Below are 25,575 nucleotides of genomic sequence, written 5' to 3'. Positions count from 1 at the left end.
ACGAATTTGCAACCGGCTCCGAACTTCGGGGCCCGTTGTCGCGCGCATCAAACTTGCCTGTCTGATACATCTTTTGAAATTGACACATTCGGCATAAAGGGGTCGATCAGCTCAATCCGATTAATTCCTAACGCGGTGTTTCGTGCGGTTGGAGAATCGATGATGGTGAACCGGATGTGGTCGCTGCGAGCTGCTCGATTGGCCGGGGCCGCGGCCCTGACTGCGACCGGCTGCATGTACCGCACGCCGCCGGCCGGGTATTTGCCGGAGCCGAGCGCCGGGTTCGACGCGCGAACGACCGCACTGCTCGCACCGCCTCCGGCACCGAAAATGACGCCACCCACGCCACCGGCCGGGGAACCGGGCAAGGGGCCGCGTGCGTTCGAGCTACCGCCAGGGTTTCCCGGTACCGAAGTGCCGCCGGTGCGCCCGCCGCGTTTGACAAAAGACACGCCGCCCGGGGACCGGCTGAAATTGGTCCGCGAGGCGTATCCGGAAGCCGTCCCCGTCGGGGCGGTAGAAGCTCCAGCCGGCGCGGCGCTTACCTTGGCCGATCTACAACAGACGGCGCGGACGAACAGCCCGGTGCTGAGACGCGCGACCGCCGACGTCGGGGTCGCTTACGGCCAGATGATTCAGGCCGGGCTGCACCCGAACCCGACCCTCGGGTACGAGGCGGACCAAGTCACACCCGGCCCGCACCCGCCGGCGAACAACGCAGGACAACAGGGCGGGTTCGTCAACCAGCTCATCAAGTTTCCCGGCAAACTGAGCCTGGCACAAGCTGTGGCCCGGTTCGATTACATCAACGCCTACGTCGCCGTCCGCAAGTCCGAAATGGACGTGTCCACGGCCGTCCGGTCGAATTACTTCCAGGTGCAGTTGGCCCAAAAGGGCATTGAGGTGAACACAGCGCTGGTCACGATGGCCGACGAAGTGTACCAACTCCAGTTGCGCCAGGTGGCGGCCGGTGAAGCGGCCGGGTACGAGCCGCTCCAGTTGTACGCACAAGCAGTCCAAGCGCGGAACGCGCTCGCGCTGGCCAAGGCGAACTACCGCTCGAACTGGCGCCAGTTGGCCGCGGCTTTAGGCCAGCCCGATATGACGCCGGTCGCGCTGGGTGGATCGGTCGACCTGTCGCCGCCGGCGATCGACGCGGCAGCGGCCCGAATCCGGGTCGCAGAGGCGCACACGGACATCCTGACCGCGCGCAACCGCCTGCTCCAGGCCCAAACGAACCTCCGGCTCCAGCGGCTCAATCGGGTGCCGGACATAGCGACCAACCTCGTCGTCCAGTACGACAACCTCGCGCGGCTGAACCAGTTCAATCTCCAGGTCGGGTTGCCGATGCCGGTGTTCGACCGGAACCAGGGGAACATCCGGTCGGCCGAGGCTCAGATCGCCTCGAACACTGCGGCACTCACGGTCACCGAGAACGACCTCGTGAGCCGGCTGGCCGACGCCCTGGGGCGCTACGAATCGAACCGGGTCGCCGCGACGAACTACCGCGAGAAGGTGCTTCCGGCTCTCACGCAGGTGTACCAGGGCGTGATCTGCCGGTACCAGCAGGAACCGGGCGACGTGCCCGGGGGCAAGGTGTCGTTCAACGACATCGTGGTGGCGCAGCAGAACCTCGTTCAATCGCTCCAGAACTATCTCGCCGCACTGACCGCGCAGTGGCAAGCCGTAGTAGACGTGGGGAACTTGCTCCAGACGGACGAACTGTACTTTACGCCCCCGGCCGCGCGCCTGGAGCTGAACGAGGAGAAGTGACGAGAGTCGTCGGGTGGAGGGTACTCGACCGCTCGGTCGCGGCGAAGTCGCCGAAGGGGTAGTGGCCCTACGGTCGGGATGCGTTGTACAGTCGCATGAAGTACCATAAGGCGCCGAGGTGATTCCTTGGGCACTTGGAGAACGTGAGCGTCTTCCGGACGAACCGGGCGCACCGTTAGCGCAGGGGCAGCCAGAAGCGCTCGATGTGGGCGGTGAGGCCCGTGTCCTTGCCTACCGCTCGGTGCAGAGCCCTGGGGATTACGACCCGATACGAGGCGAGGAAATCGGTGTACACGATGGCCCCGGTCCGGTACCCGCGCGGGAGCGCGTCCCAGAGGCCCCGGGCGGTGCCCGAGGATCGGTCCCCGAGGACCATCGCGAGCACCCGCCGGGTGCCCGCGTCGAGAGCCACCCAGACCCACCGCACATCGGCCTTGGTGCCCACGAAACTCCACAGCTCGTCGGCCTCGATCACGACCGGGCCGGTCTTTTTGGGGGCGGTCCGGGATCATGCGGGGTGCGGTCCCGGTACAGGGTGTTGACGAACCCCTGGACCCAGGACCGGGACCGACCGGTGATCCGGGCGATGGCCCGCACCCCGACCCGCTCGCTCAGCAGCCGACGGACCAAGTCCTTGGTGACCTCCGGGACCGGGCCGGTCTTCGGGGCCGCGACGAACCGCCGGTCGCACCCACGACACCGGAACCCCGGGGTGCTCGAGTGGGTGAGACCGTTGCGTACCACGTGGGATGCCCCACACCGCGGACACGGCGGAACCGGGGACCGAGAAGGAGTTGAGGCTGGCATCTCAACAACTTATGATGATCCCGACTCGTGGGCCACTACCCCGGTGAGCGTGGTGACGGTGCGGAAGTTGGAATAGTCGGGGTACACGTGGCGACCGCCTGCCACGCAGGTCGTTGTGGTGGGAGCCAAGGTGTGCTCCACGGTTGGGGCCGGGCGGCGAGTGCGACGAGCCATCGGGTTCCCTCCGTGGAAGCGATAACCCATCACCTCCCGCGCTGTCAGTCAGGCTTGCCCGCATAGAAAAAAGCGACGTAACTTCCCGATGCACGTCACGCATTCAATAGGAAAAAACGCCGCAAGATTATTTCCTTGCGGCGTTTACGTCAGAGCCGCCTCAGGGATTTGAACCCTGGACCCCGGCTTTACGAAAGCCGTGCTCTACCGCTGAGCTAAGGCGGCAAATTTACTTGGATATCAAGATTTTTGAACCACTTCAGTCAACTATACCCTATCTCCCAGTAACACGGTTGTGGTGTTTGCTACACCCGACCACTACACCAACCACTTTTGAGGAGTGGCTGACGTGTCTAAAACCGATTCTACCGCGCACGGGTTCGTCGGCAAGTCGGACAAATTGTACTCCGATTCCCCGATCGATTTCTAGGCCGTGTGGATGGACCGAAGGTATACCGCAGTAGGATCACGATGGATGCCACGTGAACGAAGCGAGGAAGTTGCGTACGGTCTTCTCGTAGTGGGTGGCAAGGCGCCGGTACTGTTTGGCCTTGGCCCAAAACCGCTCGACCAAGTTGCGTTTTTTGTACCGGTCCGTGTCGATATTTTGCGGCGCGGTCCGGTTCTTCCGACTAGTGCAGTTTCAGGCGGATAGTTGTGCGAGGGGTTCCAGGTGTTCGCAGCCGTAGTAGTCGCACACACGAGTTCGGACCTCGTTGGCCGCGAGTAGGGGTCCCGGCTCGACGACAGCCTTCTTTGCCGTGCGCCCACTTGGGCTCGATCGGGTTGAGCCACGGGCTCTTCACCGGCAGGAAGCACGCCACGATCCGAACACCGCCCTCCGCACGCGCCTTCTTGTTGTGGGACTTGATCCAGACGCGCACCCGCTTACTGACGTGCCACGCCGCGTTGTCCCACACCAAGAGCAGCGCCTTCTTCCCCTCCTCGCCCAACCGCTTGCACCCACGCCAAGTAGTCCTCGGTTACTTGCGAAACCGGGCGACCGGTCACGAACCGCAGCATCATCCGGCCCGTGTCCGCACGCAACCGCCCGTAGCACGACCGCGCCTTGGGGTCCGTATCACCCTTCGGCACCTCGCGCTCGACCAACCGCAACGGGCCGTCGTCCGACCAGGCGTGCATCGCCGGCAACGCCAGCCGACTCCACCAGCACTCGTCCTGATACCCCAGCACCCACTCCCGGTGCGCCGCCGCCAACCGGATCAGGCGGTCCCGCGCTTTTTTTTCGCGCGTGCGCCGGGTCGGGGCTGGTGATCCACTTTTTGGCGCGTTTCCACCCGCTGCCCAGGCGCTTGACAGCCTGCCGAACGGCTTCGTGGGACAGCCGTCGCGGGGTCAATTCTTGCTCGAAAGCGACATCGGCCAACAGATCCAGGGTCCAGGTGCTTCGAGCCTTGCCGAAGCGTCGCGGGGACTGGTGCAGGATGCCCTTGAGCGGGTCCGCCTTCGCCTCATCGAGTACGGGTTGGGCATCCTTTGGTCCGCGCTTCTTCTCCTTCAGGCAACCCGCGCCCTCCTTCTCGAAGGCGTGGAGGGTGTTGTGGACGGTCCCGATGGCGCAGCCCACGTGCGCCGCGATCCGGGCCGGTCGGCGGCCCTCAGCACTGGCCAAGAGGATCTGGGCGCGTCGGAGCGTGAACGCCTCGCGGCTACGGAGCCCGGCGCTGATTGCCTGGCGCTCCGGATCGGTGAGTTCGCGAACGAACAGAGGTGGTTTCATGACCTATTATTCGGGGCCAACCACCAATTACCAAGCAACCGAATGAGACTCCACTAGGGATCACGGGGTTACCACCACGGGCCTCGATCGCGTCCACGAGTTCCTGTTGGCCGTACCCCTGTCGCCAACCACCATCCGGGGGGGCCTCCAATAGGGCCGGACCCGTAGGTAATATACCCATCCCTTTCAACACAGGCGTGTGATCCGTAATAGCCTACGGGGGTAGATGTTGCGTGGGCATGATGAGGAGCACGGATGTTGCTGGATGCGGTCCTTGAGCGATTCATCGCCCACAGCCCGATGGCGGTTGCGATCCGGGGTGCGTTTGAGTACGCGCTCGATCCCGGGCACCTGGATGACCTGTTCGTGCGCATCGCCGGGGATCGGGACGACCGCGAGCTCCTGTTCTCCACATGCGTCGATCTGATGGCCACGGTCGTGTGCCGGGTGAAGCCCTCGGCCCACGCCGCGTACCAAGCGGACGACCACCTGCCGGTGTCCGTTTCGGCCGTGTACGCCCGCCTGGCCCGGGTTCCGACCGCCGCCGGACGGGAACGGGTGCAACACACGGCCGAGCGGTTGGGGCCGGTCATCCGGGCGATGGGCGGAGCGGAAGTGGAACCGCTTCCCGGGTATCGAGTAAAGGTGCTCGATGGGAATCACCTGAGCAAGACCCAGCGGCGCCTCAAGCCGTTGCGGGACGTGATCGCCGGGCCGTTGCCGGGGCAGGCCCTGGTGGTCCTTGACCCGGCTCTCGGGTTGGCCATCGACGTGATCCCGTGTGAGGACGCCCACGCCCAGGAGCGGTCCCTGCTCGACCCGATCCTGGCGACGGTGGATGAGAACGACGTGTGGGTCGCGGATCGGAACTTTTGCACCACCGGGTTCCTGTTCGGGATCGCCCGACGGAACGGCTCGTTCGTGATCCGGCGGCACGCCGCGACCCTGAGTTGGGACCGGGAATCGGACTGGGTCGAGGTGGGTCGGACCGACACCGGAGCGCTCGCCGAGCAGACGATTTGGCTGACCGAGCCGAGCGGGGCCGAGTTGGCGGTGCGCCGGGTGCGGCTCACGTTGGACCACCCGACCCGTGATGGGGACGAGGTCATCGAGGTGCTGACGAACCTGCCGGCCCGGGCGGCGACCGGGGCACGAGTGGTCGAGCTGTACCGGGGGCGTTGGTCGGTCGAGGGGCTGTTCCTGCGGTTGACAACGGTGCTCCGGTGCGAGGTGAACGCGCTCGGTTATCCGCCGGCCGCATTGTTCGGGTTCTGCGTGGCGTTGGCCGCGGGGAACGTGTACGCGGGTGTGAAAGGAGCGTTGCGGGCGGCCCACGGCGCGGGGCGCGCGGACGGGGTCTCGGATTACCACTTGGCGTTGGAGGTATCGGGCGCGTGCCCGGGGTTGTGGATCGCGGTCCCGGCCGAAGCGTGGGTCGAGATCGGCGTATGGTCGGTCGGCCGGATGGCCGAATGGCTGGTGGGGTTGGCTCGAGGTGCGAACCTGGGGCGATATCGGAAAGCCACGCGGGGACCGAAGAAACCGCGCCCACCCCGCACCCGGTTCCCCGACGCCAAACACGTCGCCACATCACGACTACTCAACGATGAACAGACGTGATGCATTGAAAGGGATGGGAATATACCTCATTCACGATAGCCGTTGGTTCGTAGGCTGTCGGGACGAATCTGGTTTTGTTGGATGGCGTCGATGATTGCGCGTCTCGAGAACCTGCGAAAGTCCCCGGTCGTGTTCGGTCGCCTGACCGGGTTGACCGTCGCCGCGTTCGATGCGTTGGCGGCGGATGTGGTCCTGGCTGTTGAAGCCGCGCACCGACACGCGCTCCAACCGGCAACGGGCGATCGGGGGCGGCGACGACTTCGATCTGTCGACCGCCGATCACGTGCTGTTGACCGTCATCTGGCTGTGCCAGTACCCGACCAACGAGGTGCTCGGATTCCGGTTCGGGGTCTCCGACTCGACCGCCAGCCGCGCCCGCCCCCGGTGCCGGCCGGCACCGGGGGCACGGGCCGGGACACGATGCGCATGCCCGACCCCGGCGTCGCCAAACGCAAGCGATTGCCGTCGTTGCTCGCGGACACACCCGCTTTGGCCGCGGTGATCGACTCGTTCGAGCAACGGCTCCCGCGCCCCAAGCGTCGCCAGCGCGCGTATTACTCGGGCAAGAAGAAGGCCCACGCGCTCAAGAGCCAAGTGGCCGTGGATGAGGAGTCTGGAGCGATCGTGGACGTGTTCGACTCGGTACCGGGGCCGTGGGCGGACATCAAGCGGCTCGAGAAGTCGCGACGGAAGCGGCTCCCGAAGGGGGGGGGGCGGGATCGGCGATCTGGGCTAGGTTGGGATCGGTGTGTTGCACCCGGCAGGGTTGGGCGCGGCACCGCGACGCAAACCGCGTGGGAAGGAGCGCCCCCCGCGTCCGAGTTCAACCCGCTCGGCCACCCACAGCCCCTGCATCGCGTCCTGATCTGAGAGCGCGGCCCCAGGGCCGGTGTTCGCGGACGGGATCTGTTCTCGAGCGCTCGGAACGAGTCCGTGTTCGAGCGGCTTCGAGCCGGATGGCGCCGGTGCCCGTGCGACGCCGTTCGCTTCCACCGCGCGCGGTTCTTCACCGGACCACGCCACAGCAAGCCCCGTCGCCATGAGAGTCGGGACTAGAACCGCGACTCCGGCGCCGCGCAATTTCGTGAGGAACATGCTCTTCAGTACCTCGTCCGTGAGTTGAGCCGCACCGACCGGGACCGCCCCGGTCACCGCACTCGTTGCCGTCACTGCCAGTTCGGAGGTCCGCGCGAGCAGCGCCGCGGGCACCATCGCCCGCCCGACACCATTTGTCGTGAGCAACGCCACCAGCCCACCCGTTGGGAGCAGCGTGCCGTGTTTGAGCAACCGCCTCCGTAGGAGTTCGCGCCCGCGTGCCAGACGGTTGGAGAGCGTGCCCTCTGGAACGCCGAGCGCCTTCGCCGCGTCCGCGCGAGACGCGCCCTCCAGTTCGCACATCACGAGCGCGTCGCGGTACTTCGCCGGGAGCGCGGCCAGTTCGGTGTCGAGAACGGGGAGCCAGTCCGGTACCGCGGCCGGCACGTTGGGATCGGAAATCATCTCGCGTACCTCGGTCCGATACTCGGCGAGCCGTGCCGCTCGCGCCCGCGCCTTCATCGCCACGCGACACGCCACCCCATAGAGCCACGGACCGAGTCGGTCCGCGCGCCGGAGCGACCGGGCTTTGCGAATGAACACAAGGAACGTCGCCTGAAATGCGTCCTCTGCGTCGGAGACGTTGGCGAGCGTTCGACGGCAAACACCGAGCACCATTGGCCCGTGCCGCCGGAGCAGCACCTCGAACGCAGGGTGGTCCGCGTACCGGGCGAACCGGTCGAGGAGTTCCGCGTCGGGCAGGGCATCGAGATCCGAGCGGAGCGCGTCTCGCAGTTGGACAACGGGAAGAGGGCCAGTACGAAGCCGGTTCATGGTGCCTCCGTGCAGTGTTCGGATTAATACTGCCGCGAGTGCGGTCGGCGCGTCCGCAATTTTCGGATCGCGTGATTTGCGTGGTTTCCCGGTCGATTTCCAGAGTTTACGCACTTTTCATAGTCGCTGGTCGACACGACCAGTAATACACTTCTTGCGTTCGTAACACCGCTCCCCACACGGAGACTTCTCGTGCGTTACCTCGCTGCGCTTCTGACGATCGGCTGTTTGGCTGCTGCCGGGCACGCGCACTTCGTGTTCGTGTACGTGGACGGCGCGGAAGCTCGGGTCGTGTTCGGCCACACCGCCGCGCCGGACCCGTCGAACTTTCCGACCCGCGCCGAGAAGACGACGCTCACCGCTCGGGATGCGGCCGGTAAAGACACCAAGATCGCCGTGGAAAAGGGTGACGGGAATTTCTTCCGGGCCGAGCTGCCGGCAGACAAGCCCGCGGTCGTTTTCGGGGTCACGGAAGCCGGAGTGACGCAGCGCGGGGACAACCCTCCCATGCTCTCCTTCTACTATCCGAAGGTGATCGTCGGCGACCCGTTTGTTAAGGGCGCGCAAGTTGGCGGCGCGCTGGAACTCGTACCGGTTCGGAACGGGGACAAGATTCAGTTCAAGGTGCTGGCCGGGGGAAAGCCGGTGGCCGACGTTGAGGTCACGGTCGGGTTGGCCGGGAAAGGCGAGGACAAGGATGAAACGGTGAAAACGGACAAGGACGGACTAACGGCCGGGTTCGCGGACAAGGGCCGGTACTGCGTCGCGACGCGCCGGTCCGAGGACAAGAGCGGCGAGTTCGGGGGAAAGAAGTACGCCGCGGTCCGACACATCGCGACCCTGGTGTTCGACTTCGCCGCGTCCAAGTGAGTTTTAGAGGTAGGATGTGGGATACCGCCGGCCGGCTCAACTCGCGCGCCCGTTTAACCCGATCCTGGCGCTGGTCGCGGCGCTGCTGATGCTCGCCGTGGCCCTCTTGAACCGGTAACTGGTGTCGCTACAGGCGAACGGCCGGCGTGAGCCGGCCGGTGCGAATAACGATGCCGAGGATAGTTCCGTACTGTAGACAATTCTGGATGGTGCGAGTCTCACCGGCCGGCTCACACCGGCCGTTCGCCAATACGCACAGCGCATCTGGCTCCTTCACTCCGCCGGCTTACCGACACCGAGCGCGTCCGCAACGCGGTTGATGTAGTTGAAGTACGCGGCGATCATGGTGATCTGCAAAATCCCCGTGTCATCAAAGCCGACCGCACGCAGTTTCTCCACGTCCGCGCTCGTGTGCTTGTAAGGTGTGCGCGTCAACTTGACCACGAAATCGAGCATCGCCCGGTCCGCGGGGGAAAGTGACGCCTTGGTATAGTCCCGCCGTAACTCGGCGGCGAGTTCGTCGGTCGCGGCGGTCGGGTGCTCGGGATCGGCACTGCTCGCCCGGCGGAACAACTCGATGTGGCTCTCCGTTCAGTAAAAGCACTGGTTCTGCGCGGAGACCACGGACGCGATCATCTCGTGCTGGCTCCGCGTCAACGGCAGGTTCGGCTGAAACATCATCGCGAGGCCGGACATCATGTGCCGCATCGCTTCGGGAATCAAACTGTGCGCAGCAACGATGCTGTCCGATCCGCCATCTGGTCGGATCAGCGCCGCAGCCGTGGCCGCGTACTCGCGGGGATACAACGAGTAAATCGCCTCGTACACCTTCCGCAATTCGGGACCGGCCTCTTCGACCGGTGTCGTTTTGATCCACGTCATCGCGCGCCCTCTGCACCATCGGCACCGGCCCAATTATCCGACAGCACGGACCGCGCTCGCAACAATCAACACCCTTCAAAAAATCACTTCACGGGCGCAGCGCCGGCGCAACACAACTACCGGGCGCCGGCCCCGCGGCTACACTGACACGGTCATCACATCAGTCCCTACGAAGCGGGTTGAGCACATGGACAAGATCAGTGTGGCGGACGCGCGCAAGGCCGAAGCGGTCGGGCGGCAGGTGCGGTTGCAGGGGTGGGTGCGCACGCGGCGCGACTCGAAGGGCGGGTTCAGCTTCATCGAATTGAACGACGGCTCGTGCCAGGGAAACGTGCAGGTCGTGGCGCCGGGCGAGCTCGCGAACTACGAGGTCGTGGTGAAACACCTGCACACCGGCGCGAGCGTGCGCATCGACGGTGAGGTGAAGGCGTCGCCCGCGAAGGGACAGTCCACCGAAGTGCTCGCGTCGAGCGTCGAGTTGATCGGCGACGCGGACTCGGAAACATACCAGCTTCAAAAGAAGGGCCATAGTTTCGAGTTCCTGCGCGGGATCGCGCACCTGCGCCCGCGGACCAACACCTTCGGCGCGATCGCGCGGTTGCGGCACCAGGTCTCGATGTCGATCCACCAGTTCTTCCACGAGCACGGGTTCTACTACGTCCACACGCCCGTCATCACCGCGAGCGACTGCGAGGGCGCCGGGGCGATGTTCCGCGTGTCCACCATCGACCCGGGCGACGCCCCGAAGGTCGATGGGAAGGTGGACTACACCAAGGACTTTTTCGGCAAGCCCGCGTACCTCACCGTGAGCGGGCAGTTACAGGGAGAGGCGTTCGCGTGCGCGCTGGGGAAGATCTACACGTTTGGCCCCACGTTCCGCGCGGAGAACTCGAACACCCCGCGCCACCTCGCCGAGTTCTGGATGATCGAGCCGGAAATGGCCTTCTACGAACTCACCGACAACATGGACCTCGCCGAAGCGTTCCTGAAGCGCATCATCTCCGACGCGCTCAAGTTCTGCATGGAAGACCTGAAGTTCTTCGCGGAAAAGCTGGAGAACAACAAGGAACTGTTCGCGAAACTGGAGAACGTGCTCAACAACCCGTTCAAGCGCGTCTCGTACACCGAGGGAGTAGACATCCTGCTCAAGAGCGGGAAAAAGTGGGAGTACCCGGTGGCGTGGGGCAACGACCTCCAGAGCGAGCACGAGCGCTATCTGGCGGAGCAGCACTTCAAGTGCCCGGTGATCCTCTACGACTACCCGCGCACGCTGAAGCCGTTCTACATGAAGGTGAACGACGACCAGAAGACGGTCCGCGCGATGGACGTGCTCGTGCCGGGCGTGGGCGAGATCATCGGCGGCAGCCAGCGCGAGGAGAAGCTCGATGTGCTCGAATCGCGCATGAGGGAACAGGGCCTGGAGCCGGAGGGCTACGGCTGGTACCTCGACCTCCGGCGCTACGGCACCGTACCGCACTCTGGCTTCGGGCTGGGGTTGGAACGCACGATCCTGTTCCTGAGTGGGATGGCGAACATTCGCGACGTGATCCCGTTCCCGCGCACGCCGGGTAACGCAGAGTATTGAACCGGACCAGATAAGAGCGTTTCACCGCCGAGGGCACATGAGAGCGCGGAGAAAGACCGGATTGAAAGCGAATCATTTCGGTCCGGTCCTTGCTTTCCTCTGCGCCCTCACGTGTTCTCTGCGGTGAAACGTGCTCACAGTGGCGGCCACTGTGATTGGTTCTTGCGTCACACACCTCTGCGGAGTAAGGTTTCGGCATCCTCGAAGAGCGTTTAGCTCGTCACTCTGTGACAGGACGATGTTGCGTCGTCCGAGTGCTCCGCTTCGCACCCGTCTCGGGGAAGGCTGTTCCAGCACCCGCTAAAGCGGGAAATCCGGAAGGGAAACAAATACGAAACTCGAACAACGACGGATGGTTTGGGTGGTTCGGATTTCGTGCTTGTTTCCCTTTCGGATTTTTCTCCCCAAGGCGGTGCCGTGAGCCTTCCGCGAACCAGGTCAGGTAGTAAATAACTTCGGGGACTCGGCCGGGCCGCGGATTGCCCCGCGGCCCGGTTCGCTTGATATCGCCCGCCGTGTAAAATGCTGGCATGGAGAAGAACTTAGATCGCGACGAGATGCGGGAACTGATCGGTGGAGCCGTGCGAGATGAAGCGTTCCGGCGTGCGACGTTCGCGGGTGCGACGCGCGGGGCGCCGTGCGAGTGGGTCCGCGTCGTGGTGCGGCCGATCGAGCTGCGCGGCGAGCGGCACTACCAGTTCGCGTACCAGGGCGCGAAGAAGGCCGTCACCAAGAACTTCCTCGACGACGAAATGGAAGTGCCGCTCGACGAGCTAATCGGCTTCGGCTTCGCGGGTGTTCACATTACCACGGGCGCGGAAGAAATCGACATCCGCACGAGTCGCAAGGGCCGCGTTCACGTCGGGCGGCACAAGCTCAAGGAACCCGTCGAGGTGCGCGAGGCCGAATCGCACAACCGCGTCAAGGACGTCCCGCTACCCGAGGGTAAGGCTGACCATCTGCTCGAAGTCATGGGCATCGCGACGCCGGACGGCCGCGTGCGCCCGACGATGCGCGCGAAGTACACGCAGATCAACGAATTCCTGAAACAACTGCGGCACGTCTTCGATGACGCGAAGCTTACCGACCTCGACCGCGACGTGTCCATCCTCGATTGCGGGTGCGGTTCCAGTTACCTCACGCTCGCAGCGCACCACTACCTCAACGACGTACTTAACGTGCCCGCGCGCATCCTCGGCGTGGACGTGAACGAAGAGGTGATCCGCAAGAGCATGGACCGCGCGGACCAACTCGGAGCGGACAAGCTCCTGTTCGAGTGCCGCCGGATCGGGACCGCGGACGTCCAGGCCGATATCGTGTTCGCGCTCCACGCCTGCGACACCGCCACCGACGACGCCATCGCGCAAGCCGTGCGCAGCGACGCGCGGTTGCTGCTCAGCGTCCCGTGCTGTCACCACGATCTGAACAAGGTGATCCGCGCGGACGGCCCGGCCGATGTGCTCCGGCCCGTCCTCCGACACGGCATCTTGCTCCAGCGCACCGCCGATCTGGTCACGGATGCGTTTCGCGCACTCGCGCTGCGAATCATGGGCTACCGCACCGACGTGGTGGAGTTCGTCGCCACCGAGCACACGCCGCGCAACCTGATGATCCGCGCCGTGCGTGCAACATTCCCCAAAGTGGGCGATGCCGGGCACATCGCCGAGTACATCGAGTTGAAGCGCTTCTGGCGCGTCACTCCGTATATCGAAAAGGCGCTCGGCGAACCGTTCCAACAACTCGTGAGGGCCGCGTCATGAGTACCACCTCGGAATACGTCCTGGGCCAGTCCGAGCGCGCCGCGCGCCGACTCGCTCTCCAGGATCTGCACTTCGCGGCCCCGTCCGAGGCGCTCCTCGACGCACTCGCGCTCCGGCCCGCGGACCGCGTCGTCGAGTTGGGTTGCGGTCCCGGTGCGTTCACGCGGCGCGTCCTGAACCGGCTCGGTGCAAACGGTGTTGTGATCGGCGTGGATTCGTCCGCGGGCTTACTGGAACAGGCCAAAGCATCTCTCGCGCAACTCGGCGGGTCGCGGTTCCAGCCGACACTGGCGGACGTTGCGAAACCGGGCGCATGGATCGACGGAGCGGACGTGGTGATCGGGCGAGCGGTCCTGCACCACGTTCCGATGGCGGAGTTCCTGCTCGGCCGCTTGCGCGCCCGACTGCACTCCGGCACGCGCGTCGGCTTCCTGGAACCGGATTTCCGCAGCCTGCTCGCGCGAATCGCGCACCTTGAAGCGACTTCGCGCCCGGAACTCGCTCCGTTACTCGTGTGGGCGAAGTCGATTAACGACCTGTATTCCGCGTGGCGCATTTCGCCGTGCGTGGGCGCGACACTGGCCCAAACGCTCGAAATAGCGGGTTACTCGAACGTGCGCCACACCTGGCACGAGTTCCCGTCGGACGCCACCGTCATCGAGAACATCCAAATGATCTACGACGAGGTGCGCGAAACCTACGTTTCCCTTAATATCCTGTCCACGGCCGAAATCGACGAACAGCAGCGGTTGCTCCGCGCGCTGCCGAACGACGTGCTCCCGGCCGTTTGGGGCTTGCATCAGGTTTCGGCCGTGGTGTGAGCGCCGGGAGCGCGTTTGCGCAGAGTCAGCATTAGCAGCCCGGCGCCACCCACGGCACTCAGCACGGAACCAAAGAGGATACCGATCTTCGCGTCCGCGAGTAAGCGCTCGTTACCCTCAAACGCCAATCCCGCAACGAACAGCGACATCGTGAACCCGATCCCGGCGAGGAAGCCACCGCCGAGGAGCACGGACCAACTCACCCCGTGCGGGAGCTTCGCGATCCCGGCCCGGACCGCCAGAAAGCTGAACAACATTACCCCCACGGGCTTTCCCAAAAACAAACCCAACATGACCGCGATCGAGACCGGTTCGGTGATCGCGGCCGGTTCGATGTGAACGCCCGCGTTGGCGAGCGCGAACAGCGGCATGATCGCGAACCCGACCCAGGGGTGGAGTTGGTGTTCGAGGCGCTCCAACGGAGAAACGCTCTCCTGCGCTGCGAACGCGAGCAGTTCCAGATCTTCCGTACTCACGTTGCCCCCGGTATCGGCTTCGAGGCGCGCCTGGAGGTCCGTAATGGAGAGCCGCAGTGCGTCCCGCCGGACCCACACCTCCGACGGCGTCAGCAGCCCGAGCAGCACACCCGCGACGGTGGGGTGAACACCGGACTTGTAAACCGCGAGCCAGATCCCGGCACCGACAATCGTGTACACCGGCACCGAGCGCACACCGCTTTCATTGAGGATGCGCACCACCGCGAACCCGGCCGCCGCGAGCAGGAGCATGAACCAGTTCAGCCCCCCGCTGTAGAACGCCGCGATCACGACGACGGCACCGATGTCGTCGGCGATCGCCAGTGACAGGAGCATGATCTTCAGCCCGAACGGGACACGCTTTCCTAACACGGCCATGATCCCGACGACGAACGCGATGTCCGTCGCCATTGGCACGCCCCACCCGCGGAACTGGGGTTCGCCGATGTGGGTTGCTTGCAGCGCCATGTAGATCCCGGCCGGCACGAGCATCCCGCCCAGCGCTGCCGCGACGGGGAGCGCGGCCTTGCGCGCGTCGCGCAGTTCGCCGGCCACGAGCTCGCGCTTGATCTCCAGCCCGACGACGAAGAAGAAGATCGTCATCAGCACGTCGTTGACGAAGAAGTGCCCAAACTCGCCGCCGAGCGCGAAAGGCCCGACGTCGAGTTGTACGTGCGTGTGCCAGAACTTATGGTAGGTGCCTGCCGCGCTACTATTTGCTAACGTGATCGCGAGCACTGTGCAGAGTAGCAGCACGATCCCACTAGCGGATTCGATTTGGAGAAACCGGGAGAGCGGGCGCGTGAATCGACGAATGGGTGCGACGGGCAGGTGCGGGTTGATGCGTCGAGCAGGATGAGCCATCGGCACTTTCGTAGCTGTTTACGGCGCGTCCCACTCCCGCGGCACTCGGCCCGCGGAGGTGGGAACGCGGCGGGCCGCGGGCACCCGATTAGTTTACGAGAATCACTTGCGCATATCGACGGTCGCCTTCTCCCCGGCGCGCACGCCGATCGAGATCGTCGCCGGTCCGCCCGGTCCGTCCACCTTCACGCTCACGCGCGTCTCGGCGCCCGGGGCGATCGGCTTCGTGGTGAACGAGTGCCGCGTGCCGGTCTGGTCGTTCTCGATGCCTTCAAAAGTCACCTTCGCCCCTTCGGACGCGATCACAGTAATCGTGGCCGGGGCCGGATCACCCGAAGTGCTCGGGTTGGGCAGCGGGATCGGCGTCGGGGACGGATCCTGCGGTTGGGCCGGGAGCACTTGGTACGACGGACCCGATGGATAATAGGTTCCCGGGATCGAGGGGGTACCGAGGCTGCTATAGCCGTAGTTCAGTGGACTGTAGCCGTACCCGCCGCTGTAACCGTACCCACCGTAGCCGTATCCCAAATTACCGTAGCCCAAACCGTACCCGTACCCGTACCCGCCGTAGCCGAGCCCGATTCCGACGGTTCGGTAGCCGTAATAGGGAGTGTAGTAGTGCCCGTGGTACCCGCCCGCCGGTGCGTGGTAGGCTCCACCTCCAGGGCGACCGCCGCCGGGATGTCCGCCACCGGGGTGCCCACCACCCGGATGCCCGCCCCCGCCGTGTCCGCCTCCGGGACCGGCGAACGCGACCCCGCCTGCAATCGCGGCCGCTACGAGGGCAGAACAAAATTTGATTGAGCGTATAAACAACACAACAGAACCTCACTCGCGAGAGGACACCCGTGTGGTTAGATGTGCGTCCTGCGGCATGGCCGGGTGATACTCCTATTCTATCACGAAGCACGCGGAACGCGCAACACGATCGAAATCATTGCCCGAAGCGCCAACATGACGCCCCTCTTCGCCTGCTTCCCGGTCTGCATGACGTTCACGGTGATCGTGTTCCTCGCGCTCGTCGTCGTGGTCTTCGACTTGGCGAACCGCATCCCCGGTGACGACGAGCCGACCGCCCCGCCCGTCCCGCGCGACCCGAAGCAGAAAATGGGGCCGCCGCCGTGGTGGGTGTTCCCGCTCATGCTCCTCGCCGTCGCCGCGTTCATGGCCGTGTGCGCGTGGATCTGGCCGGAATGAGAGCGCAATTATTGCCCTCACAATTCACACACGAGCGCGCCGGGAACCGTACACTACCCTACTCTTAATCCGGTGTTCTCGGAGTCGTGATGCCCTTCAAAGCTCTCGGTTTGCACCCGCTCCTCGTTCGCGCCACCCAGGAACTCGGGTACAAGGAGCCGACCCCCGTTCAGGCCGGCTCGATCCCCCCCGGGCTCGCCGGGCGCGACATCATCGCCACGGCCCAAACCGGGACCGGGAAAACGGCCGCGTTCCTGTTGCCAATCCTCCATCGGCTCATCGGGCAGCCGCGCGGCGGCACCCGGGTGCTGATCCTGTCCCCCACGCGCGAACTCGCGGAGCAGATCAGCGACGTGTGCAACGGACTGGCAAAGCACACACAAGTTCGGAGCGCATTGGTGGTCGGCGGGCGCTCAATGGGTCCACAGGAACGGGCGCTCCGTGCGGGCACGGACATCATCGTCGCGACCCCCGGTCGCTTGCTCGATTTCATCCAGCGCAACGTCGCCAAGTTCGACCGCGCTACCACACTCGTGCTGGACGAGGCCGACAGCCTCTTTGACATGGGGTTCTTACCCGACGTCAGGAAAATCATCGCGCGGATGCCGGCGCGCTCGCACACGCTGCTGTTCTCCGCGACCATGCCGCCGGTCATCGCCAAGCTCGCCAACGAGATCCTGCGCGCCCCGGCCACGGTGCAAATCGGCCGGCGCAGCTCCACGGCGGTGGGCATCACGCAGGCCGCGTACCCGGTCCCCACGCACCTGAAAACCGCTCTGCTCCGACACCTGTTGCGCGAAACCGAGATGCCCTCGGTGCTGGTATTCACGCGCACCAAACACGGCGCGAAGAAAATCGCCCGTGCGGTCGCGTCCGACGGGTTCACGGTCGCGGAACTGCACAGTAATCGCACCCCGTCCCAGCGCACCACCGCAATGGAAGGCTTCCGCCGCGGGAAGTACCAGGTGATGGTCGCGACGAACATCGCCGCCCGCGGGTTGGACGTGAACCACATCACCCACGTTATCAGCACCGACGTGCCCGACGTGCCCGAGGACTACGTTCACCGGATCGGGCGCACGGGGCGCGGCGGAGCTACGGGCGACGCATTTATTCTCGTATCGCGCGAAGAAGAAGAGTCCCTGGCTCGAATCGAGCGCCAGGTCGGTCAGCGGCTCCCGCGCATCACGCTGCCGGACTTCGATTACACGCTCACGGCGCCGGCGCCCACTCAGCCGAAACCCGGGACCAAAGGCGGTGGCGGCAGCCGTCCCGCCCCGAACAACGGGCAGCAAAGACCACAAAAGCCGAAGGGGAAACGAAACGGCCCGGGGAAGCCCGGGCCGCGCAGGTGAGTCGTGAAAGTGAACTCAAATGCGGGGGCCATATTGGGGAGGTGATTGGTCGGCCGATAAGGGAGATCGGCCGCGAACAGAGGAATTACGGCGAGTTGGTCGCGTCATTCGGCCGCCCGGAAGAGTTGCAGGTGAGGAACACTCGCTCGCAAGGCACCGTTCTCCGTCCATTCTTAAATTCGTTGCGCGACGTATGAGTTGCTCCTACTTCATCAGCTCCAGTCGCACCGCGTTGAGGGCCAGTTTCGCGGTGCGGCTCATGATCTCGTAGCGCGTGCCGAGCCACCCCCAGCGGACGACCTCGCACCCGCCAGCGTGGGCCAAACCCACGAACGCGGTGCCCACGGGATTCTCCTCGGTCCCGCCGCCCGGACCCGCGAAACCTGTTGTTGATACGCCCAAGTCCGTGCCGAACTTCGCGCGAACGCCTTCCGCCATTGCTCGGGCGACGGGTTCGCTCACCGCGCCGTATTGCTCCAGCAGGGCAGGGGGGACGCCGAGTTCGCGGGCCTTCACTTCGTCCGTGTAGCTCACCACGCCACCGCGGAAGTAGTCACTCGCCCCGGGCACCAGACAAACACGGTGAGCCACCAACCCGCCCGTAATGCTCTCCGCGGTCGCGAGCGTTTTGCGCTTCTCGTGGAGCAACCGCACCACCACGTCCTGAAGTTCTTCCTCCTCGGACCCGAAGACAAGTTCAGCCAGGCGCTCGCGGATCGTCACCTCGATCGGGATGATTTGGGCCTGGGCTTCCGCAAGGGTCGCGGCCCGCGCGAGAATGCGGAGTGAAATCACCGCGTCGCTTACAGTGATGCCCACTTCCGGAACGTGACCGCGGCGCGTGAGGTCGAGCAGCTTCGCCTCGACCGCCGATTCGCCCGTACCGAACGTGTTGATCTTCCGTTGGATGAACACGCCCCCGCCCATACCCATCGCGAGCAGGCGCGGTTGTACCTGCTCCGAGTACATGCGGTACATCTCGGACGGGACGCCCGGCATGGCGATGATGACGGCCTTACCCACCTGCGCCCAGATGCCCGGGGCCGTACCGCACACGTTGAAGATCGGCTCCGCGCCCGCGGGGATGAGGGCCTGAACGTGGTTGCGGTCCGGCATCACGCGCCCGCGCTTCGCGAACATGTCCGCGATGTGGGCGAGCGACGCCGCGTGTTCCAGTAACTCCACCCCCGCGACGGCCGCGATCACCTCGCGCGTGAGGTCGTCCTGGGTCGGCCCGAGCCCGCCGGTGCTGATGACGAGGTCCGCGCGGGCCGCCGCGATCTGGAAGCACGCGATGTTGTCGGCGAGGTCGTCGGCAACGGTGGTATGGAACGCGACCGGGACGCCGATCTCCGCCAGGCGCCGACTCAGCCACTGTGAGTTGGTGTCGAGGTTCTGGCCGCTGGTGATTTCGCTACCGATGGAGATGATCTCGACCTTCATACGAAACTCCGCTAAGTGGGCTTGCCCGTAATCCGGTCCCACGGTATGGCGAGCGGCACTATGAGAACAAACTATTGGCTCGTCACTGCTGCGGCTGTCGCCGTGGCCGCGCTAGTCGTGTACGCGCAGCTCCCGAATTTAAACGGGCCGCTGCCGAGCAGCACCGCGAGTGCGTCACCCCAGTCGGGCGACGAGGTTCCGCGGCTCGCACTGCCGCCGATCACCACTCCGCCCGACGAACCACAGGTGATGCCCGTTACGCCCGCGAAGGCGAGCGATTCGGCCGCGCCGCCTGTTCTGTCCATTCCGCCGGTTCCGGCCTCGTACTCGGAACCCGCATCGGGCCTTCCGCCGATCCCGCCGGGGCCGAGTGCTCCCGCGATCCCGTCGGCACCGGTGATTCCGCCGGTTCTGCCCGAGTTGCCGCCTGCCGGCCCCGCGGTTCCGCCTCCGCCGCTTCCGAAGCCGGTCGACCTGCCGCTCGTTCCGTCGGCTCCGACCGCGCCCTCGGTTCCGCCCAGCGTGCCCGCGCTGCCGGTGCCTTCCGTGGACATTCCGCCGGCGCCTGTGGTTCCGCCGCCGTCGTCCACCCCTCCGGTTTTACCGCCCGTGATTCCGTCGGTGCCGGCTGTGGAACCAGCAGCCCCGGCTCTTCCGCCCGTGCCGTCGACCCCGCCCGCGCTGCCTCCTGCGGCCACGACTCCGCCCGTCGTGCCGGTGCCGTCGGCGCCGTCTTTGGACCTCCCGGTGCCGAGCCTTCCGCCCGCTACACCCACAGCGCCACCGGCTATTCCGCCCGGACCTTCGACCTCGACTCCGCCCGTGTTGCCTCCCGCAGCGGTGACCCCGCCCAGCCTGCCGGTTTCTGATCCGCTCGTGGTGCCGCCCGCGCCGAGCGCCCCACCGGTTCTTCCGCTCGTTCCGTCGCCGACGCCCGCGGTTCCGCCGGCCGCACCGAAGACTACGACCCCGGCTCCAGTCGTTCCGAACCTGCCCGTGGTACCCGAGAAGCCGATCGTGCCGTTGGTCCCTGCGGCCGCGCCGAAGGTGGCCACCGAACCGCTGCCGCTGATTCCCACACCCGAGGTGTCGAACCCGGTGAAGCCCGCGAAGCCCACGGTTTCGCCCGTCGTGCCGGCGCCGACTCAACCGTCCGTGTCCCAACCGCCGGCGCCGCCGGTTCCCGCTCCGGAGAAATCGACCGCGGGCGGAACCACCGCGACCACGCAACCCGAGCTGACCGCGGTGAGCGGGAAGTTCGTGGTGCTCAAGGACGACAAGCTGATCGAGGGCACGGTGACGGTTCGCGGTGACGTCGTTGTGGTGCGCCAGGGGGCGCTCGACCGGTCGTTCACGCGGAGCCAGGTGCAATTCGTCGGCGAAACGAAAGACGACGTGTACCAGTTCATGCTCGCGAAAGTGCCTGCGACGGACCCGGCCGCCCGGCTGAAGGTCGCTCAGTGGTGCATGTTCAGCGGCATGCGTGAACAAGCCCTGACGGAAGCTCGCGCGGTGCAGAAGCTCTATCCGAACAACTCGGCCGCTGCGTCGCTTACTACGTCCCTGGAACGGTCGCTCCAGCAGTTCCCGTCGGACGGCGCGCCGAAGATGACCGCGCCGCAAACGCCGACGCTCCCGACCGAGCTCAACGCCCGGCCGACCATGCCGGTCGTGGAACCCGAAGCGGACGTGACGCCCGAAGCCGCGAACCTGTTCGCCACGCGGGTGCAGCCGTTCCTCGCGAACCAGTGCGTCGATTGCCACGCGGGGGATTACAAGGGGAAGTTCAAACTGGCCCGTGTCGCGGCGGGTGAAACGGCGCAGCAACCCACGCGGGCCAACCTCCGTGCGGTCGCGGGGCAGTTGCGCAAGGACGACCCGGGTGCCAGCCCGCTGCTCACGAAGGCGCTCACCGCACACGGCGGCCAGAAGCAGCCATCGGTCGCGTCGCGTCAGACGGTCATGTACCTCACGCTCGAAGCGTGGACCGCACTGGCCATCGGGACGCCGGTTGCCGTGACGCCTGTGGTTCCGCCCGCCGTTTCGGTGCCCGTAACGCCGACGGCACCGGTGGTTTCGCAGAAGGCCGATCCCGTGCTCCCGCCGGCGCCGCCGAGTTCGGATGCGCTCCCGCGCCCGACGCCCGGTCTTCCGTCTGAGCCGGCCCTGCCGCCGGTTTCCGTCCCCGCGCCGACGTTGCCCTCAGCGCCTTCGATCCCGGCTCCCACTGTGCCGGTTCCGACCGCCCCGCCGATCCCGGTCGCCGATCCGCTGGTTTCGCCGCCCGTAATGCCGGTTCCGAAGCCGACGGTTCCGCCGATTCCGCCTGCGAGCGCTGGAACCCCGGCTCCGCTCCCGCCCCTCCCGGGCGCGGCACCGGTTCAGCCGGCGAGTGGTTTCGGTACGACGGCTCCGCCGAAACTGCCGGTGACCGGACCGACTGGTGGAGATGAGTTCGATCCGGCCGGCTTCAACCAGGGCGCGCCGCGGAAATAGTCTCTGCGTAATCGAAAGTCATAAGGCCACAAGTCGTAACGTCAAAGACCCACAAGGTTGAGGTCTTTGACGTTACGACTTGTGGCCTTATGACTTTCGACCGCGACTACAGAGCGGCGAAGTTGCGGAGCATCTGTAGTCCGACTCGCTGGCTCTTTTCCGGGTGGAACTGCGTGGCGAAGATGTTGTCCTTCCACACTGCGGCACAGAACGGTGTGGGGTAGTCGGCTTCCGCAGAAATGATGTTACCCGCAGCCGGATTCGGGCGCGCGAGGTACGAGTGAACGAAGTACACCGCGGGATCGGCCGGCAGCCCGGCAAACAGGGGGCCTCCCGGGCGCGTGAGGCGCAGCGTGTTCCAGCCCATGTGCGGTACCTTCAGCCCCGGCACCGAGGGGAACCGCACCACGTCTCCGGAGAACACGCCCAGACCTTCGTGCGTGCCGTCTTCGTGGCTGCGCGTGAACAGCATTTGCATGCCGAGGCAGATGCCCAGAAAGGGCCGGCCGGACTCGATGTGTCGGCGCACGACGTCGTCGATCCCCGTTTCGCGCAGCCGCGTGATCGCGTCGCGGAACGCTCCGACACCCGGTAGTACGATTTTCGCGGCATGCGCCAGGTGCTTCGGGTCGCTCGTGATGGTGGCGGAATGGCCCACTTGCTCGAACGCTTTTTGGACGCTCCGCAGGTTCGCCATTCCGTAATCCACAATCACCGTTGCGCTCACGTTAACACCTCAAGTGGTTATTTTGCCGCTACTGGTTGTTGCACTTCGACCGGCCGGCGCAGGAGCAGGGCCGCGGCAATGATACCCACGCCCATCACGGCCGCCAGAAGACCCAATGTAAACGCATCGAAGAACGCGGACTGCAATCGCGGCCCGAGCCACGGCCACGCGAACCACGTTACCACGACCCCGATCGCCAGCCCGGGACCGAACGGCAGTTCGCGCGGGTTCTGATCGTCGGCTGTCGAAGGGACGGGAGTAGAGGAGATCGAGTTCGGGGCGGCGGGAGCGTTATCGGGACGGAAGATGACTTCCAGCACTTTTAGTACGAGCGCGGCCACCGCACCAACGAACAGAGACAGCACCGGGATCTGCCAGCCGAGGAACGCCCCAGCCATCATGAGCAGGTCCGCGTCCCCGAGACCGAGGGCCTCGCGCCCGAAGCCCGTCTCGAACAGCCATTTCGTCACCCGAATCACGAGTGACCCGACCAGAGCGCCGATCACGCTGTTGAGCAACCCGAGCTTCCAGCTTCCCGGCGGTGCGAACGCGAACGTCGGTCCCCAGAACGGCCACGGCTGCACGCCGGTGGGAACCTTCCCGATGTAGTCCGGGTGGTTCCACATCGTGATTTCGGGCGGGATCACGTTCACCGCGGTCGCCGCTTGCGGCCACGGCCAGGGCATCAGTGCGCCGCCGATTACCCCGACCACCATCGCCGTGTAAGTGATCGGCGTCGGGATGATCCGGTGTTCCGCGTCCACCGCAGCGGCAGCGATCAACCCGCTGAGGAGAGCCGCGTGGTAGAGGAACAGTGCCCAGCATTGGGGCGGTGGAACGTTCGACGCGGGGTGGTCGTACTTGATCCCCGGAATCCCGTGCCAGTTGAACACCACTTCCGCAAGGAACAGCGCGAGGAACGCCACGCCCGTACCGATCTCGACCCACAGGTAGCGCGCGGAGTACGGGGTGCCACACTTGCGACACTTCCCGCGGAGCCGGAGGTACCCGAGGATGGGGACGTTATCGAACGCGCGGATCTTGGTGTAGCACGCGAAGCACCGCGACGAGGGCCAAATGAGGCTCTTCTCGTAGGGCAGGCGCGCGACGACGACGTTGAGGAACGACCCGACGATCAGCCCGAAGGTGAAGATCGTGAGGCACCAGAAGACGATCGGCAGGTGGAACCACCATTCCATGACTTGAAGATCGCCCAAGATGGTTTCGCGAGATTTTGGGGCACTCGCCTTCGGTGACACCGTCCCGACACTATACCGAATGCCCCGGGCGCCGGCCAAGAATGACGACGGTGCGTCACGGGCCGCGTTTCAATTCGACCGGTTGTGACGCGGGCGCCGGGTGGCGCGTGACGGTGCGAGGGGGGTACAGAGTGTCGTTTACTCACCTCGAACGCGGGTCTCCAGTTCCGTAACGCGAGCGCGCAGGCGCGAGCACTCGTTGGCCGCTTCGTTGAGCAACTTGTTGCGTGCTTCTGCTTCTCGGGTGATGAAGTTGATCGCCGTGAGGCGCTCGTCGCACGCTTGTTTCAACTGCTTGATCTCGGCGAGGCGCTCGTCACACACGCCTTGTAACTCGCGCACTCGGGCTGCAAGGGCCGCGCACCGGAGCACGCGCGATTCCTGCTCGGATCCGGGAGGGTGCGCCGTACTGGCGACCTCGGTCGGGAGCGCGTAGCCGAGGTCCGCGAGCAAATGACCGTGAAGGGTGTAGAACGCTCGGAGCAAGTCCGGGGTCCAAAATTCGTCGGGCCGCCAGGCGCGGCTCCCGGGTCCGTAGAATTCGGGGGCCTGTGCGCGGAGTTCGTCTTGTGGGTTCACCCAGGGGCGAATCGGCCCCGTGAACCCGAGGAACTCCGCGATCCGGGTCAACAGGGCGGTGTCCGCTTCGACGAGTTCCTCGAAGCGGACTGTGAGCGTTTCACCGCAGCGCTTGGACCACGCCCGATAATGACTGGTCCAGTCGCCGTACACGTGATCGCCGGTCAGAAGGGCGTGCGGGGTGCTTGCCCCCGGGTGGTACCTGTCCTGGTACGCTACGAAACTTTTGAGCGCGAGGCGCCCGTCGCGAACGACGTAGATCGCTTTCTCGTTGTCGCGCGGCTGCTGGTGTGTCTTTACGAGAACGAGGTCCGTGCTGCTTCGGGCGCGGAGGTAGAACTGTTCCGGGTCTCCCTCGAAGTAGTACGCACCGTAGTACGCACTGAAGGCGTCCGGGCCGGCGTGATCGGCAGCTAAACTCGGCTCCAGGCCCGCGCAGGAATTCAGATCGAAACAGGATTTCAGTACCTGGCGGAGTAGCGTGTTTCCGGATCGTGGGTAGGATGCCAACCAGACGAGCATGAGCAAACCTGTGTACGGCGGGCACTCACTTAATCGGCAGGATCGCCGAGCGACTTTGGTGAGAAGTGCCTGAGCGAATTTTGCCCAATTAATGAAGGGTTCTGCGCTCGTAGAACTGGTCCGGATCGCGCGAATGTGCGGGTGGAGAGGCGCGAGCAAACCCGGCCGCTGTTCATGGGCGGTCCGAGTCGCGTGGTGCAGTTGGGTACGTTTATTCTCTGGCCGACCGAGCTCGAAGAATGGCGTCTACAACGCCCTCCGGTGATAGCGTGTCGCTCGCGACGGTGAAATGTGCCACGTCGCGGTAGAGCGGGTCGCGGGCCGCGATCAGTGCCCGTACCTCGGCTTCGCCGCCGGTCGCGGTGAGGTTCGGCCTTCGCGCCGCGGTCGTTGGATCCGTTTGCAACCGGTCCCACACCGTTTTGGGCGCCGCGGTCAGCCACACCACGAACCCGCTCGTCTTCAAAAGCGCGCGGTTGGATTCTCGCAGGACCGCGCCCCCGCCCGTCGAAATGATGCCCGCGGATTGCGAGCACAACTCTCTCAGGGCCGCGGACTCGCGGTCGCGGAACCCGGTTTCGCTCTCGGTCGCGAAGATGTCCTTAATCGACCGCCCGGCGCGCGATTCGACGAGGTCGTCCGCGTCGGCGAACGGGCGGGCGAGGCGCTCCGCGAGCAGGCGCCCGACGGTCGTTTTTCCGGTGCAGCGGTACCCGACGAGGATGATGTTCTGGGCCATGTCGTTCGGCGGCAAG

At 65.3% G+C, this 25,575-nt stretch carries 27 protein-coding genes, 1 tRNA gene and 1 pseudogene; 11 read left to right on the top strand and 18 right to left on the bottom strand.

Going from position 1 to position 25,575, the window contains the following annotated elements; translation table 11 throughout:
• The first annotated feature begins 159 nt into the window (after positions 1-159).
• Positions 160-1,773 (top strand): TolC family protein, encoded by a 1,614-nt coding sequence (locus tag VT84_RS21510; protein ID WP_082840955.1) that lies wholly within the window; start codon positions 160-162, stop codon positions 1,771-1,773.
• 175 nt (positions 1,774-1,948) lie between these two features.
• Here VT84_RS21510 and VT84_RS21505 read toward each other — a convergent pair whose 3' ends face one another.
• The 8 genes from VT84_RS21505 to VT84_RS21480 all read right to left on the bottom strand — a co-directional run bounded on the left by VT84_RS21505 (position 1,949) and on the right by VT84_RS21480 (position 4,495).
• Positions 1,949-2,248 (bottom strand): IS1 family transposase, encoded by a 300-nt coding sequence (locus VT84_RS21505; RefSeq protein WP_082840954.1) that lies wholly within the window; start codon positions 2,246-2,248, stop codon positions 1,949-1,951.
• On the bottom strand, positions 2,245-2,517 hold the full coding sequence (locus VT84_RS21500) for a hypothetical protein (protein ID WP_082840953.1): 273 nt from the start codon (positions 2,515-2,517) through the stop codon (positions 2,245-2,247). Before VT84_RS21500 ends, VT84_RS21505 begins: the two co-directional genes overlap by 4 nt.
• Before the next feature lie 72 nt (positions 2,518-2,589).
• The gene (locus VT84_RS38755) at positions 2,590-2,754 is read right to left on the bottom strand and encodes a hypothetical protein (protein ID WP_157469689.1); all 165 of its coding nucleotides are present in this window, start codon (positions 2,752-2,754) and stop codon (positions 2,590-2,592) included.
• A gap of 153 nt (positions 2,755-2,907) precedes the next feature.
• A tRNA-Thr gene (locus VT84_RS21495) sits at positions 2,908-2,979 on the bottom strand.
• A 241-nt stretch (positions 2,980-3,220) separates the two neighbouring features.
• Complete coding sequence (locus tag VT84_RS21490) at positions 3,221-3,358, bottom strand: transposase (protein ID WP_082840952.1); 138 nt, start codon at positions 3,356-3,358, stop codon at positions 3,221-3,223.
• A gap of 28 nt (positions 3,359-3,386) precedes the next feature.
• Positions 3,387-3,638 (bottom strand): hypothetical protein, encoded by a 252-nt coding sequence (locus VT84_RS42340; RefSeq protein ID WP_410000403.1) that lies wholly within the window; start codon positions 3,636-3,638, stop codon positions 3,387-3,389.
• Between the two features lie 4 nt (positions 3,639-3,642).
• Positions 3,643-3,849 (bottom strand): hypothetical protein, encoded by a 207-nt coding sequence (locus tag VT84_RS40185; protein ID WP_204249842.1) that lies wholly within the window; start codon positions 3,847-3,849, stop codon positions 3,643-3,645.
• Entirely contained in the window at positions 3,836-4,495 is a 660-nt protein-coding gene (locus VT84_RS21480) for a helix-turn-helix domain-containing protein (protein WP_082840951.1), read from the bottom strand. The genes VT84_RS40185 and VT84_RS21480 overlap by 14 nt, the downstream gene beginning before the upstream one ends.
• A 255-nt stretch (positions 4,496-4,750) precedes the next feature.
• Between VT84_RS21480 and VT84_RS21475 the strand changes: the two genes are divergently transcribed.
• The 3 genes and pseudogenes from VT84_RS21475 to VT84_RS41035 all read left to right on the top strand — a co-directional run.
• Positions 4,751-6,115: a transposase gene (locus VT84_RS21475; protein ID WP_082839639.1), complete on the top strand. Its 1,365-nt coding sequence runs from the start codon at positions 4,751-4,753 to the stop codon at positions 6,113-6,115.
• 169 nt (positions 6,116-6,284) lie between these two features.
• The gene (locus VT84_RS41040) at positions 6,285-6,617 is read left to right on the top strand and encodes a transposase family protein (RefSeq protein ID WP_315850285.1); all 333 of its coding nucleotides are present in this window, start codon (positions 6,285-6,287) and stop codon (positions 6,615-6,617) included.
• Positions 6,536-6,745: pseudogene (locus VT84_RS41035) on the top strand (IS5/IS1182 family transposase); the annotation flags it as partial. The gene VT84_RS41040 and the pseudogene VT84_RS41035, both read left to right, overlap by 82 nt.
• A gap of 102 nt (positions 6,746-6,847) precedes the next feature.
• Here the strand turns inward: VT84_RS41035 and VT84_RS41030 are convergent.
• Positions 6,848-7,984 carry an RNA polymerase sigma factor gene (locus tag VT84_RS41030; protein ID WP_082840949.1) on the bottom strand — a complete coding sequence of 379 codons (1,137 nt, stop codon included), beginning with the start codon at positions 7,982-7,984 and terminating at the stop codon, positions 6,848-6,850.
• A 192-nt stretch (positions 7,985-8,176) separates the two neighbouring features.
• Between VT84_RS41030 and VT84_RS21460 the strand changes: the two genes are divergently transcribed.
• The gene (locus VT84_RS21460) at positions 8,177-8,854 is read left to right on the top strand and encodes a DUF4198 domain-containing protein (RefSeq protein WP_082840948.1); all 678 of its coding nucleotides are present in this window, start codon (positions 8,177-8,179) and stop codon (positions 8,852-8,854) included.
• A gap of 273 nt (positions 8,855-9,127) precedes the next feature.
• On the opposite strand, the gene VT84_RS41025 is transcribed toward VT84_RS21460, so the two are convergent.
• Together VT84_RS41025 and VT84_RS21450 are read right to left on the bottom strand one after the other, a co-directional pair.
• Entirely contained in the window at positions 9,128-9,427 is a 300-nt protein-coding gene (locus VT84_RS41025; RefSeq protein ID WP_082840947.1) for a carboxymuconolactone decarboxylase family protein, read from the bottom strand.
• A gap of 18 nt (positions 9,428-9,445) precedes the next feature.
• The gene (locus tag VT84_RS21450) at positions 9,446-9,736 is read right to left on the bottom strand and encodes a hypothetical protein (protein WP_082840946.1); all 291 of its coding nucleotides are present in this window, start codon (positions 9,734-9,736) and stop codon (positions 9,446-9,448) included.
• A 187-nt stretch (positions 9,737-9,923) separates the two neighbouring features.
• On the opposite strand from VT84_RS21450, the gene asnS reads away from it, so the two are divergent.
• From asnS to VT84_RS21435, 3 genes are all read left to right on the top strand, one after another.
• On the top strand, positions 9,924-11,321 hold the full coding sequence (asnS, locus tag VT84_RS21445; RefSeq protein WP_082840945.1) for an asparagine--tRNA ligase: 1,398 nt from the start codon (positions 9,924-9,926) through the stop codon (positions 11,319-11,321).
• Positions 11,322-11,851: 530 nt separating this feature from the next.
• Entirely contained in the window at positions 11,852-13,081 is a 1,230-nt protein-coding gene (locus VT84_RS21440; RefSeq protein ID WP_082840944.1) for a class I SAM-dependent methyltransferase, read from the top strand.
• On the top strand, positions 13,078-13,902 hold the full coding sequence (locus tag VT84_RS21435; protein WP_052560932.1) for a class I SAM-dependent methyltransferase: 825 nt from the start codon (positions 13,078-13,080) through the stop codon (positions 13,900-13,902). Before VT84_RS21440 ends, VT84_RS21435 begins: the two co-directional genes overlap by 4 nt.
• Here VT84_RS21435 and nhaA read toward each other — a convergent pair.
• A complete protein-coding gene (gene nhaA, locus VT84_RS21430) occupies positions 13,881-15,242 on the bottom strand; it encodes a Na+/H+ antiporter NhaA (RefSeq protein WP_082840943.1) in 1,362 nt (453 codons plus the stop codon). The two genes, VT84_RS21435 and nhaA, sit on opposite strands and share 22 nt — an antisense overlap.
• A gap of 102 nt (positions 15,243-15,344) precedes the next feature.
• Positions 15,345-16,061 carry a TIGR03000 domain-containing protein gene (locus VT84_RS21425; RefSeq protein ID WP_204249614.1) on the bottom strand — a complete coding sequence of 239 codons (717 nt, stop codon included), beginning with the start codon at positions 16,059-16,061 and terminating at the stop codon, positions 15,345-15,347.
• Between the two features lie 135 nt (positions 16,062-16,196).
• Here VT84_RS21425 and VT84_RS21420 point away from each other — a divergent pair, with 135 nt between their 5' ends.
• Entirely contained in the window at positions 16,197-16,439 is a 243-nt protein-coding gene (locus VT84_RS21420) for a hypothetical protein (protein WP_157469687.1), read from the top strand.
• 89 nt (positions 16,440-16,528) lie between these two features.
• A complete protein-coding gene (locus VT84_RS21415) occupies positions 16,529-17,794 on the top strand; it encodes a DEAD/DEAH box helicase (RefSeq protein ID WP_052560928.1) in 1,266 nt (421 codons plus the stop codon).
• A gap of 204 nt (positions 17,795-17,998) precedes the next feature.
• On the opposite strand, the gene VT84_RS21410 is transcribed toward VT84_RS21415, so the two are convergent.
• Complete coding sequence (locus VT84_RS21410) at positions 17,999-19,237, bottom strand: competence/damage-inducible protein A (protein WP_052560927.1); 1,239 nt, start codon at positions 19,235-19,237, stop codon at positions 17,999-18,001.
• 60 nt (positions 19,238-19,297) lie between these two features.
• On the opposite strand from VT84_RS21410, the gene VT84_RS21400 reads away from it, so the two are divergent.
• Positions 19,298-21,733, top strand: coding sequence for a hypothetical protein (locus VT84_RS21400; protein WP_157469685.1), 2,436 nt, complete (start codon positions 19,298-19,300; stop codon positions 21,731-21,733).
• A gap of 106 nt (positions 21,734-21,839) precedes the next feature.
• Here VT84_RS21400 and hisH read toward each other — a convergent pair whose 3' ends face one another.
• The 4 genes from hisH to VT84_RS21380 all read right to left on the bottom strand — a co-directional run bounded on the left by hisH (position 21,840) and on the right by VT84_RS21380 (position 25,574).
• Complete coding sequence (gene hisH, locus VT84_RS21395) at positions 21,840-22,460, bottom strand: imidazole glycerol phosphate synthase subunit HisH (protein ID WP_082840940.1); 621 nt, start codon at positions 22,458-22,460, stop codon at positions 21,840-21,842.
• 17 nt (positions 22,461-22,477) lie between these two features.
• Positions 22,478-23,659 (bottom strand): prepilin peptidase, encoded by a 1,182-nt coding sequence (locus VT84_RS21390; RefSeq protein WP_082840939.1) that lies wholly within the window; start codon positions 23,657-23,659, stop codon positions 22,478-22,480.
• A gap of 198 nt (positions 23,660-23,857) precedes the next feature.
• Positions 23,858-24,820 (bottom strand): sulfotransferase domain-containing protein, encoded by a 963-nt coding sequence (locus tag VT84_RS21385; RefSeq protein ID WP_082840938.1) that lies wholly within the window; start codon positions 24,818-24,820, stop codon positions 23,858-23,860.
• A 211-nt stretch (positions 24,821-25,031) separates the two neighbouring features.
• Entirely contained in the window at positions 25,032-25,574 is a 543-nt protein-coding gene (locus VT84_RS21380) for a shikimate kinase (protein ID WP_239465427.1), read from the bottom strand.
• Between the last annotated feature and the right edge of the window lies 1 nt (position 25,575).

The sequence above is a fragment of the Gemmata sp. SH-PL17 genome, assembly GCF_001610855.1.
Lineage (GTDB): Bacteria > Planctomycetota > Planctomycetia > Gemmatales > Gemmataceae > Gemmata > Gemmata massiliana.
The sequence above is the reverse complement of the archived record's forward strand: the minus strand, read 5'-3'. Positions and strand labels throughout refer to the sequence as shown.

Excerpts from the sequence above, each read along its gene's own strand:
- VT84_RS21440 (WP_082840944.1), top strand. The coding sequence starts at position 11,852 with ATGGAGAAGAACTTAGATCGCGACGAGATGCGGGAACTGATCGGTGGA.
- VT84_RS21410 (WP_052560927.1), bottom strand. The coding sequence starts at position 19,237 with ATGAAGGTCGAGATCATCTCCATCGGTAGCGAAATCACCAGCGGCCAG.
- VT84_RS21420 (WP_157469687.1), top strand. The coding sequence starts at position 16,197 with ATGACGCCCCTCTTCGCCTGCTTCCCGGTCTGCATGACGTTCACGGTG.
- nhaA (WP_082840943.1), bottom strand. The coding sequence starts at position 15,242 with ATGGCTCATCCTGCTCGACGCATCAACCCGCACCTGCCCGTCGCACCC.
- VT84_RS21450 (WP_082840946.1), bottom strand. The coding sequence starts at position 9,736 with ATGACGTGGATCAAAACGACACCGGTCGAAGAGGCCGGTCCCGAATTG.
- VT84_RS21400 (WP_157469685.1), top strand. The coding sequence starts at position 19,298 with ATGAGAACAAACTATTGGCTCGTCACTGCTGCGGCTGTCGCCGTGGCC.
- VT84_RS21390 (WP_082840939.1), bottom strand. The coding sequence starts at position 23,659 with ATGGAATGGTGGTTCCACCTGCCGATCGTCTTCTGGTGCCTCACGATC.
- VT84_RS38755 (WP_157469689.1), bottom strand. The coding sequence starts at position 2,754 with ATGGCTCGTCGCACTCGCCGCCCGGCCCCAACCGTGGAGCACACCTTG.
- VT84_RS21435 (WP_052560932.1), top strand. The coding sequence starts at position 13,078 with ATGAGTACCACCTCGGAATACGTCCTGGGCCAGTCCGAGCGCGCCGCG.
- VT84_RS21475 (WP_082839639.1), top strand. The coding sequence starts at position 4,751 with ATGTTGCTGGATGCGGTCCTTGAGCGATTCATCGCCCACAGCCCGATG.
- VT84_RS21415 (WP_052560928.1), top strand. The coding sequence starts at position 16,529 with ATGCCCTTCAAAGCTCTCGGTTTGCACCCGCTCCTCGTTCGCGCCACC.
- VT84_RS21510 (WP_082840955.1), top strand. The coding sequence starts at position 160 with ATGATGGTGAACCGGATGTGGTCGCTGCGAGCTGCTCGATTGGCCGGG.
- asnS (WP_082840945.1), top strand. The coding sequence starts at position 9,924 with ATGGACAAGATCAGTGTGGCGGACGCGCGCAAGGCCGAAGCGGTCGGG.
- VT84_RS41030 (WP_082840949.1), bottom strand. The coding sequence starts at position 7,984 with ATGAACCGGCTTCGTACTGGCCCTCTTCCCGTTGTCCAACTGCGAGAC.
- VT84_RS41040 (WP_315850285.1), top strand. The coding sequence starts at position 6,285 with ATGCGTTGGCGGCGGATGTGGTCCTGGCTGTTGAAGCCGCGCACCGAC.
- VT84_RS21385 (WP_082840938.1), bottom strand. The coding sequence starts at position 24,820 with ATGCTCGTCTGGTTGGCATCCTACCCACGATCCGGAAACACGCTACTC.
- VT84_RS21480 (WP_082840951.1), bottom strand. The coding sequence starts at position 4,495 with ATGAAACCACCTCTGTTCGTTCGCGAACTCACCGATCCGGAGCGCCAG.